Here is a 9,299-nt window from a genome sequence, read left to right on the forward strand (position 1 = left end):
GGGTAGCCAGTGAGGTGGGGGAGCCGGTAGAAACGTGGCGAGCATCCGCCCGGAAGCCACCCCCGAGCCCAGGAGACGCCGTGTTCAACCTCTTTGCGCTGTGGCGCGACGCCGACGACCGACTCGATATGGCGGCGCTGAAGGACGACTTCGAGACGCGGTTCGCCTTTGCGGGTGACTACACGATCACCACCAAGGATCTTGTGTTTCCGCGCGTCACCATCCTGGTGCTCACCCAGGGCGACTGGGAGGTGCAGGTGTGGTTGTGGAAGGGCGAGGACATGACGCTCGATCCGACCGCGGTTGCCGAGGCGCTTCCTGCGGGGACGGTGCTGCCCCCGGACTTCGCCGACTACGACACCCAGATCGTCCTCGGCTTCGGCGACGACCCGGAGCGGCTCCACACCAACGACATCATCTTCCTGGGCGAGTTCGTCCGGGAGACGTACCCGGGCGTCGTCATCTTCGACCAGTACAACGTCGACCTCTGGTGAACGGCCGGGTTGCCCGCGGGGGCCGCAGTGAGCACACTGGTACGTACCAGTAAGGACCACTGTGGAGGGGTGTGATGGCCGCGACGTTGACCGGGGCCACCCCCAAGCATCAGCAGCTCCGGGCGCTCATCCTGGGCATGGCGACGCCGGGCGAGGCGATCCCCTCAGAGCGGCAACTGTCCGCCGACTACGGTGTATCGCGGGCCACCGTGCGGGCGGCCGTCGGCGGGCTCGTCGCGGACGGGATGCTGGAGCGCGTCCAGGGGCTGGGGACGTTCGCCGTCCGGCCCCGGCTCGAATCCCACCTCCACCTGGCGTCCTTCACCGACGACATGCGACGCCGCGGCGCGACCCCCAGCACCCGCGTCCTCGCCCTCGCGGCCCACGTGCCGCCGCCCGAGGTCGCCCAGGCGCTTGGCCTCGGGACGCGTGAGCGGGCCTGGCAGGTCGAGCGGCTGCGGCTGGCCGACGACGAACCCATGGCGCTGGAGGAGGGCTGGTACCCCGAGCCGCTGTTCCCCGACCTGGACGCCCACGACCTCACCGACTCCCTCTACGGGCTGCTCGCCGACCACTACGGACGCGTCATCGACGCCGCCGAGCAGACGCTGTGGGCCGACCCGCCCACCACCCGCGTGGCAGACCTCCTGCGCATGCCTCCCTCGACGCCGACGCTGGTGTTCCAGCGCCGCTCCACCGCCCAGGGCGTGCCCGTCGAGCACGTCACCTCCCACTACCGCGGCGACCGCTACCGGATCCACATGGATCTCGACGGCGGCCGCACCCACCCGTGATGACCGCGGGCCACACCGCCCGCCGAAAGGACCAGCCATGGAAATCGTGATCTGCCCCACCGCCGAGGATGCAGGCGAAGTCGCCGCCGCCCGGGTTGCCCAGGTGGCGACCCAGAAGGGCGGCCCAGCCGTCCTCGGCGTCGCGACCGGTTCCTCACCGCTGGCGCTCTACCGGTCTCTGGCCGCCCGCGTGCAGCGCGGCGACCTCGACCTGAGCGCGGCGTCCGCGTTCGCCCTCGACGAGTACGTCGGCCTGCCCGCGTCCGACCCGCAGAGCTACGCGTCGATCATCCACGAGACGGTCACCGTCCCGCTCGGCCTCGACCCGGCCCGCGTCCACGTCCCCGCGGGCAACGCTGCGGACCTGCGCCAGGCCTGCGACGACTACGAAGCCGCCATCAAGGCCGCGGGCGGCGTCGACGTCCAGATCCTCGGCGTCGGCTCGAATGGCCACATCGGGTTCAACGAACCGACCAGCTCGCTGGCCTCCCGCACCCGCATCAAGACCCTCAACGAGCAGACCCGCCGCGACAACGCCCGCTTCTTCCCGACGCTGGACGACGTCCCCCAGCACTGCCTCACCCAGGGCCTGGGCACCATCATGGACGCCCGCGCGGTCGTGCTCGTCGCCCAAGGCGAAGGCAAAGCGGACGCGATCGCGGGCCTGGTCGAGGGGCCCGTCAGCGCAATGTGCCCCGGCTCGGTGCTGCAACTCCACCGCACCGTCACCGTCGTCATCGACGAGGCGGCCGCCGCCAAGCTCACGCTGCGCGACTACTACGCGCACACCTACGCCCACAAGCCCGCCTGGCAGCGCTTCGCCGACTGAAGGCCGGCCAGCACCCCTTCACGGGGCGCGGTGCGCACATCGTGGCACCGCGCACATTCCAGAGTCGAGATACTGCGGAATGAGATGTCACAGCCGCCAGGTGAACAAAACCTCGGGACGTCCTGAACCGCCCAGACGCTGCGAGCGCACGGTGCGGCCCTGCTCGGTCAGGTATTGCAGGTAGCGGCGGGCGGTGACGCGCGACAACCCGACCGCGACGCCAATCTCCGACGCTGAGCGGCCCGCAGCCCCGGCGTCGCGGAGCAGCGCGATGACGTCGTCCAAGACGCCGCGATCCAAGCCCTTGGGGGCGTTGCCCGGGTCGGTGGGACGTCGCAGTTCACCAAACATGGCGTCCACGGTGGCCTGATTGGCCGAAGGGGCGCCCGCAAGATCGGCCCGGTAGCGGCGGTAGGCCTCCAGGCGGTCGCGCAGGTCCGCGAACGTGAACGGCTTCAGCAAATAGCCGACGACGCCTAGCGTGAGCGCGGCGCGCACCGGCTCGACCTCGCGGGCTGCGGTGATGGTCAAGATGTCGACCGGACGCCCCGCAGCCCGGACGCCGCGCAGCACCTCCAGGCCGCTGCCGTCGGGCAGGTTAAGATCCAGCAACACCAGGTCGATCGGCTGCCGGGCCAGCGCCCGCACCGCCGCCTGGACCGTCCCGGCCATGCCGGCGACGACGAAGCCCTCGACGCGTCCCACGTAGTCGCGATGGGCGTCGGCCACCAGGGGCTCGTCCTCGACGATGAGGACGCTCAACTCAGTCATGGGGCATCTCCGACCGCACCGGCATCCTGCGGGGTGGTGGGCAGGGTCACCACGAACGTCGCGCCCGGCGGGGCCGACACCGTGACGTGCCCGCCCAGGGCGGCGACCGCCTGCCGCACGAGGGTCAGCCCGATGCCGCGCCCGCCCGGCTCGGTGCCCGGCTTGGTGGTGAACCCGCGGCTGAAGATCCGCTCGGCGTCCGCCTCGGGGACGCCGGGGCCGTTATCGCTCACCGTCACCAGCAGCGCCTCCACGGACGCCTGAACGTCCACCACGATGGCCGCCTCGGGACGTCCCGCGACGGCCTCCACCGCGTTGTCGACCAGGTTGCCGACGACGGTCACCAGCGCGGCCTCGACGCCGGGGACGACGGGCAGATGAGCGTCCGGATCGAGGGTCAGCCGGACGCCCCGCTCGGCGGCCTGAGCGGTCTTGCCGAGCAGCAGCGCCGCGAGCACCGGCGGCTCGACCGCCGCCAGGATCGCCTTGTCAGCCTGCCGCTCCCCGGCCAGACGCCCGGTCGCGAAGGAGACGGCCTCGTCCGCGCGCCCCAGCTCGATCAGGGTCACCACGGTGTGCAGCCGGTTCGCTGCCTCGTGGCTGCGGGCGTGTAGCGCGTCCGCGAGTCCCTGGGTGGCGCTGAGGCGTCCGGTCAGCGACTCCAGTTCGGTGCGGTCCCGCAGGGTCGTCAGCGTGGCGGTGCGGCGGCCGTCGCGCAGCACGGCGTCGCTGGAAACCAGCAGCAGCCGGGCGCCGGTGGCGTGGGGGACATCCACCTCGTGGCGCGCCGACGTGAGCAGGTCGGCCAGCTCGGGCGACAGCCCCAGGTCGGCGACCGGGCGTCCGGCGGCATCGGGGGGCAGGCTCAGCAGCCGCGCCGCCTCGTCGTTGACCACCTGGATGCGTCCGTCGGTGCCGGTGATGACGAGGCCCTCGCGGACGGCGTGCAGCAGCGCGTCGTGATGGTCGTGCAGCCGGGCCACCTCCCGGGCGTTCAGCCCGAGGGTCTCGCGCCGGACCTGCCGGGCCGTCAGCCAGGCACCCGTCCCCGCGACCGCCGCGGCGAGCAGACCCGGCAGCACGATCTGGGGCCACATGCCCGCCAACGCCTGGGACACCTTGGCCCGCGCGATCCCCACCGACACCAGCCCGATCACCCGCCCCTCGTGGGTCACCGGCACCACCGCGCGCGTCGAGGGCCCCAGCGAGCCGGTGTACTCCTCCAGCACGAGGCCGCCCGCACGCGCGGCGTCCGTGGAGCCAGCGAAGCGCCCGCCCACCAGATCCGGGTTGGGGTGGGTGAACCGAACCCCGTCGGTGGTCATGACGACCACGAAGTCGGTGCCGGTCGCCTCCCGGGTCCGGTCCGCGAAGGCGGTCAGCGCGGGCGTGGCGCCCCCCACCGCGAGCGCCTCGCGCGCCTCGTCGGAGGACGCGACGGTGCGGGCGACGTTCGTCACCTGATCGGCGGCGGCGTCCTCCACCTGACGGGCGGCCTGCCAGGTCGCCAGCCCGACCGAGGCGCCCACCACGAGCACGGCGACGACGCCCAGCACGATCAGGACGTGCGAGGCGACGCTGCGCGGGCCCGTGAACACTATGAACATAAGGATGCCCGCCCCCGGCGGCGCACGCGAGGCTGGCGGCGGGTCACACCGTCGTGGCCCGCGTCCCCACGGGAGTGGAACCATGATTGCTCTGCACACCGGGATCGCGATCGTCGCGATCATCCTGCTCATCATCAAAGCCAAGGTCGACCCCATCATCGCCCTCGTGCTCGGCTGCCTCTATCTGGGCTTGGCCTCCGGCATCGGCTTCGCCGAAACCGTCGACGCCATCACCTCGGGCTTCGGCGACATCATGACGAAGATCGGCCTGCTGATCGGCTTCGGCGTCCTGATGGGGGCGCTGCTGCACTCGGTGGGCGCCTTCAAGGTGATGGTCGAGGCGCTGGTGAGGGTCGTGCCCGCCAACCGGCTGCCCTACGCGCTGACCGTCGCACTGAGCACCATCGCGCCTTCCATTTACGTGGACGTGCAGGTCGTCCTCGCCGCCCCGGTGGCGCGCTCGTCGGCGAAGTTCCTCGGCAAGAACGGGCTCGCGTGGCTGGCGGGTGCGCTGGGCACCGGCATCTTCTGCGGCTACGTGTTCGTCGTGCCGGGGCTCTCGGCGATCTCGATCGCCGGGCTGCTGCACGTCCCGCTGGGCAGCTACCTCATCTACGGCATCGTCATCGGACCCGTCACCGCCGTCCTCACCACCTGGCTGTTCCGCCGGATGCTCAACCGTGGCTGGTGGAACGAAGCCAAGGACGAGGAGGTCTCCAACGCCGAAGAGATCGAGGAGGCCGCCGACGAGGTCAGCCCGGAACGCCGCCCCTCCCTGGCGCTGTGCCTGGCCCCCATCGTCGTGCCTTTGCTCATGATCGCCACCGGCGCCCTGTGCGAGCTCGCCGGGATCGACAACGCGATCATCGCGTTCCTCGGGGACGCCAACATCGCCTTGTTCCTCGGCCTGGTCGGCGCCTACGTGATGGCCCGCCGCTACGTCGGCACCGCCCGCACCGCCACCGCGTTCAGCGAGGGGCTGCAGACCACCGGCGAGATCCTGCTCGTCACCGGCGTCGGCGGCTCGCTCGGCGCCGTCATCAAGGCGACCGGCCTGGCGAAGCTGCTCGGCGGCCTGTTCAGCGTCGACGCGGGCGCCCCGATCATCGCGTCCATCCTGCTGGCCTGGTTCATCGCCGCGCTGCTGCACCTGGCGATCGGCTCGGTGTCGGTGGCCGCCATCACCGCCGCGGGCATCGTCGCACCGATCCTGGATCAGATCGCCGTCTCCCCGGTGGTGATGGGGCTCGCGATCGCGTCCGGCTCCCTCTTCGCCCTGCAGGTCAACAGCAACTTCTTCTGGATGTTCAAGTCGCTGCTCGGGCTCTCCACCCAGGGATCGCTGAAGACCATGACGACCGTCACGTCGATGGCGTCACTGATCTCCTTGCCTCTGGTGATGGCGGCCTCCCTGGTCGCCCACTGAGCCCGGCAGCCGATTCGGTTCAGTCGATCGGCGTGGTGGAGCGGCCGAAGTCGTAGCCCTGGTCGTAAGGGTGGCTGCTCGTCGAAACGTTCGAGCCGGATCCGTTGTAGTAGTCCGCGGGCTTGTCGAACGTGGGGAGATAGCACTTCGGGGCCGGGTTGACGATCTGTCGGGTCCCGTTGACATCGGTCACCTCCAAGCTGGAGGAGTTGAGATTGCGTTCATCGGAGGTCCTCGTCCAACTCGCCTTCGCGAGCACGAGCCCACCGAAGGTCACCCCCGCCTGCTTGGTGGTCTCGCTCTTGTCCACGTCGTACTCCAGGCTTCGGGTGGCCCCCTGCTTGGCGGCCTCCTGCAGGCTCTCGAGCTGCTCCTCCGAGGCCGTGGCGCCGAACCGGACGTTGTTGCCGTCGAGGGCTCCCCGCTTACCGCCCGGGAACGACTCGTCTGCGATCGTCTGGTATTGCTCCCGCAGGTCGGGGTGCAACGTGAAGTCGATCCGGTGCTCCAGGACGGTCGCCTTCCCCTCGGAGTCGGTCTGCGTCAGCGACACCGACGCGCCGAGCAATCCAAAGTTGGCGCCCAGGGACATGCCCTTCTTCACGCTGGTCAGCGCCTCCTTGTCGAGCCGGTACGACAACGCCGTCAGCGTCCCGTCCTTGTCCCACGTGGCGGTGATCGTCGTCCCGCCCTTCCACTCCTTGGCGAAGTTCCCCTCCAGCTTGCCGACACCCTCCACCGCGGTCGGGCTAGCCAGCCCGAAGCTCACCAAGGCGGCGATGCCGTTCATCGATGACGTGGACCAGCTCGCCGAGTGGCTGCCGTCGGGAAGCGTCGTCTGGGAGACCCCGCTCTTGCTGGAGTGCGAGTAGGACAGGCTCGCCTCGAGGCTCGGCGTCGCGCCGCTTTTCTCGCCCTCACCCTTGCCTTTGCCCTTGCCGCTCTTCGCGCCGACCGACAGATCGACGGTGACCTCCGTCGTGTCGGCCCATCCCAGCGAGGCGCGCTTGTGGTCGGGTTCGCGATTCTGCAGGTCGCGCAGCGTCCGCGCCGCAGCCGGATAGTTGAGCCGGCCGTTGTCACACATGCCGTAGCGCACGCAGGTGGGGCTGCTGTCGCGTCGAGAGGTGCAGGTGTGCTTGCTGTAGCAGCCGTACTTCTCGTCCAGGTCCGCGACAGCCTTGTCCGCGGCGTCATACTCCTTGTACCAGTCGAGCCAGGCCTGGGCGTCGGCCTCGTTGGCGAACTCATACACGTCGGTCTTGTCCACGCCGGTCATCCCCCACAAGCCTGCGGACGCCGTCGCGTTGCCCGCCGAGAGGTTGAACTCGATCCCCGCACCCTTGCCCTTGCCATGGGCCATCGTCACCTTGTAGCGGCCGTCGCCGAGCTTCTCCACCACCATGCCGTCGCTCTTGCTCCACTTCCAGAACAAGATCTGCGTCGTCTTGGTGGCGGTCTTGCCCTGCGACCAGACGGCGCAGTCGGCCTCCAGCTTGTTGTACGTGGTCAGGATGCATCGGGCCAGGTCGATGCCGGCGGTGACCGTCGGTGCCGCGCCGGTGAGGTGCCCGGCGGCGCTGTCCGCGTCGACGTAGGAACTCCACTGGGCCGAGCACTCCTGGGGCACCACGTAGATGGCGCACCCGATCTGGACGCGGGCACGGTCGGCCTCGCCCGGCTCCATTCCCGCCGGCATGGCGTTCTCGCAGGCGGGGTTGTCGGACTCCGTCGGGGTCGCCTTGTCGCGGCCACCGGTCACGCAGTCGCGGAACGGGGCGATGTCGACCCCGCTGTTGGGGACGAGCCCCGCCCCCCAGCCGGCGGGAGGTTCACCGCAATCGGTGGGGATGTAGTACCAGACGCAGTCGAACCGCACCATGGTCGGATCCGGGTCGGTGGCCACATGGTTGACGCTCTTGCTCTGCCCGATGATCGCATCGGGCAGAGCGTTGTAGGGGCCGTACACCGGGTCCTCGCAGGAGGTGGGCGGTTGTCCGCCCCCGGGGTCAGGCGGCGCGGCTGTCGGGGTGGCCGCGGGGTCTCCCGGCTGCCCGGGATCCCCCGGTGCGCCCGGATCGGAGTCCGCGGCGTCGGCGCAGTCGAACACCGATGTCAGGTGGACGATGGCGTCGACCGCGCAGCGAACCGTCGCGCTGACCCGGGCCAGGGGGACCGCGGTCACAACCGCCGAGCACACCAGCGCCGCGATGAGCAGCAACGCCAGATAGCCCAGGCCCACGTTGCCACGCTCACGGTGTCCGCGTCCCTCGTCGTGCCGCCTGGGTCTGGTCATGTGACGACTCTCCCCGGCCTCTGCGGCCGCGGACAGGGTCCGAAGGCCCACCGCCGACCCAACCGTGGTGGGCACGGTCCCACGAGAGCGCCGCGGCCGACGGCCTCGCCCTTCCCCCGGTCAGCCGAGGGGGGTGTGGGTGTAGCTGAGGTCGTAGCCCTGCCGATACGGATGCCGGGAGGTGGTGGAGTTGGACCAGCCCGAGGCGTAGTAGTCCTCTGGCTTCTCGAACGGCGGCAGGTAGCACTTCGGTGCTGGCTTCAGCGTCTGGACGTTCCCATTGACGTCCATCACCTCAAGTGAGGACGAGGTGAGGTTGCGATCGTCCGTCGTCGACGTCCACGAGGCGCTCGCCAGCGTGATCCCGAGGAACGTCACGGAGGCGGACTCCTGCGTCGAATCCTGCTGGACGTCATACTGCAGGGTCCGTGTGGCTCCGTGGGAGGCCGCCTGGGCGAGGGCGTCGAGATCCGCAGCCGAGGCATTGCTGGTGAAGTTCACGTTGTTGCCGTCGAGGGTCCCGTCCTTGCCCCCTGGGAAGGACTGGTTGATGAGGTCCTCGTACTGGAGGCGAAGGTCCTCGTTCTGCGTGAGATCGATCTGTTGCTCCAGGACGGTCGCGGTCCCCGCGCCGGCGGTCTCCACGTGCTCCACAGCCGCCCCGAGATAGCCGAACTCGACCTCCAGCGATTTGGCGTGCTGCACGCTGGTCACAGCCTCGCTGTCGAGCCGATAGGTGAGCCCGGTGACACGGCCCTCCTTGTCCCAGCTTGCGGTGATGGTCACGCCCCCCGACCAGTCCTCGCCGAAGCTCCCCGAGAAGGCGGCCGGATCCACGAACCCGAACTTGACCAGGGCGGCGATCCCCCCGGCAGAGGTGGTGGACCAACTCGCCTCGTGACCGCCGTCACCGAGGGTCGCCTGGGAGACCGACGTGTTCTCCGAGGCGGAGAAGGAAGCGCTCGCGCTCGGGCCACCCTCCGCTTCGATTTCCGCCGAGAGGCCGACCTCGACGTCCGTCATCGTCGACCAGCCCCGTGACGCGGAGTTGTGGGGCGGCTCGCTGGCCTGGAGGTCGCTCA

General features: G+C 70.1%; 8 protein-coding genes. 4 read left to right on the plus strand and 4 right to left on the minus strand.

Annotation, left to right across the window (positions count from 1 at the left end; genetic code table 11):
• The first annotated feature begins 80 nt into the window (after positions 1-80).
• The 3 genes from V7E09_RS11155 (at position 81) to nagB (ending at position 2,117) form a co-directional block, all read left to right on the plus strand.
• On the plus strand, positions 81-494 hold the full coding sequence (locus V7E09_RS11155) for a hypothetical protein (RefSeq protein ID WP_324512183.1): 414 nt from the start codon (positions 81-83) through the stop codon (positions 492-494).
• 74 nt (positions 495-568) lie between these two features.
• Entirely contained in the window at positions 569-1,288 is a 720-nt protein-coding gene (locus tag V7E09_RS11160) for a GntR family transcriptional regulator (protein WP_324512184.1), read from the plus strand.
• Positions 1,289-1,325: 37 nt separating this feature from the next.
• Positions 1,326-2,117, plus strand: a complete 792-nt coding sequence (gene nagB, locus V7E09_RS11165; RefSeq protein ID WP_324512185.1) for a glucosamine-6-phosphate deaminase — start codon at positions 1,326-1,328, stop codon at positions 2,115-2,117.
• Positions 2,118-2,204: 87 nt separating this feature from the next.
• On the opposite strand, the gene V7E09_RS11170 is transcribed toward nagB, so the two are convergent.
• Together V7E09_RS11170 and V7E09_RS11175 are read right to left on the minus strand one after the other, a co-directional pair.
• On the minus strand, positions 2,205-2,888 hold the full coding sequence (locus V7E09_RS11170; protein ID WP_324512186.1) for a response regulator: 684 nt from the start codon (positions 2,886-2,888) through the stop codon (positions 2,205-2,207).
• Complete coding sequence (locus V7E09_RS11175; protein WP_324512187.1) at positions 2,885-4,486, minus strand: sensor histidine kinase; 1,602 nt, start codon at positions 4,484-4,486, stop codon at positions 2,885-2,887. Before V7E09_RS11175 ends, V7E09_RS11170 begins: the two co-directional genes overlap by 4 nt.
• 91 nt (positions 4,487-4,577) lie before the next feature.
• Here V7E09_RS11175 and V7E09_RS11180 point away from each other — a divergent pair, with 91 nt between their 5' ends.
• Complete coding sequence (locus V7E09_RS11180; protein WP_324512188.1) at positions 4,578-5,921, plus strand: GntP family permease; 1,344 nt, start codon at positions 4,578-4,580, stop codon at positions 5,919-5,921.
• A 19-nt stretch (positions 5,922-5,940) separates the two neighbouring features.
• On the opposite strand, the gene V7E09_RS11185 is transcribed toward V7E09_RS11180, so the two are convergent.
• Positions 5,941-8,217 (minus strand): hypothetical protein, encoded by a 2,277-nt coding sequence (locus V7E09_RS11185; protein ID WP_324512189.1) that lies wholly within the window; start codon positions 8,215-8,217, stop codon positions 5,941-5,943.
• A 120-nt stretch (positions 8,218-8,337) separates the two neighbouring features.
• Positions 8,338-9,299, minus strand: a 962-nt coding sequence (locus V7E09_RS11190; RefSeq protein ID WP_324523394.1) for a hypothetical protein, incomplete at its 5' end; no start/stop codon positions are given.

The sequence above is a fragment of the Propioniciclava sp. genome (assembly GCF_036744435.1).
GTDB lineage: Bacteria > Actinomycetota > Actinomycetes > Propionibacteriales > Propionibacteriaceae > Propioniciclava.